Source organism: Mycobacterium sp. 1245111.1 (genome assembly GCF_001673405.1).
GTDB lineage: Bacteria > Actinomycetota > Actinomycetes > Mycobacteriales > Mycobacteriaceae > Mycobacterium.
In genome coordinates this window covers 1-682 of the sequence record NZ_LZLV01000069.1, presented here as the reverse complement: position 1 = coordinate 682, position 682 = coordinate 1, and the positions used below count along the sequence as shown (strand labels likewise).

Here is a 682-nt window from a genome sequence, read left to right as displayed (position 1 = left end):
GACGTGCAGGGCGTCGATGAACACCGCGGCATACACCCGTTCCAGCGGCCGGGTGTGCCAGGCGGTCATCTCTTCGATCACCCGGTCGGTGATCCGGCTGATGGTGTCCTTGGACACCTGGGCGCCGTAGATGTGGGCGAAATGGGCGCTGATCTCGCCGGTGGTCAGCCCACGGGCATACAGCGACAGCACCACTTCATCAACGTCGGTCAACCGCCGTTGGCGTTTCTTGACGATCTCGGGTTCGAAGGTGCCCGCGCGATCGCGTGGGACGTCGATGTCGATCGATCCGCAGGCATCGGTGAGTACCGTCTTGGATCGGATTCCGTTGCGCGAGTTGCCGCTTCCGTATCCAGCCGGGTCGTGACGGTCATAGCCCAGGTGCTCGGACAGTTCCTCATCTAGGGCGGTTTCGATGACCGTCTTGGTCATCGCCTTGAGCAAACCGCCCGGGCCGGTGAGCGCGACGCCGGCCTCCCGGGCTTGGCGCACTAACTCACGAGCAACTTCGAGCTGGTCGACCTCGCGGTTTTCTGGCATTTCAATCACCGCCGAAGCGGCTTCATCTTCAGTGTTCTGTGATGGCTCCACAGCCACGACAGTCTCGGTCATCAGGCGACCTTTCCGGCCCCGACACACCGGGGCCGATCAGGCCGTTTACACCCTTATTGCGACAGTCCCC

At 62.8% G+C, this 682-nt stretch carries 1 protein-coding gene; it reads right to left on the bottom strand.

Annotated elements, in window-relative coordinates:
- Positions 1–612, bottom strand: a 612-nt coding sequence (locus A5658_RS11720) for a transposase (RefSeq protein ID WP_231997285.1), incomplete at its 3' end; no start/stop codon positions are given.
- Positions 613–682 lie beyond the last annotated feature (70 nt).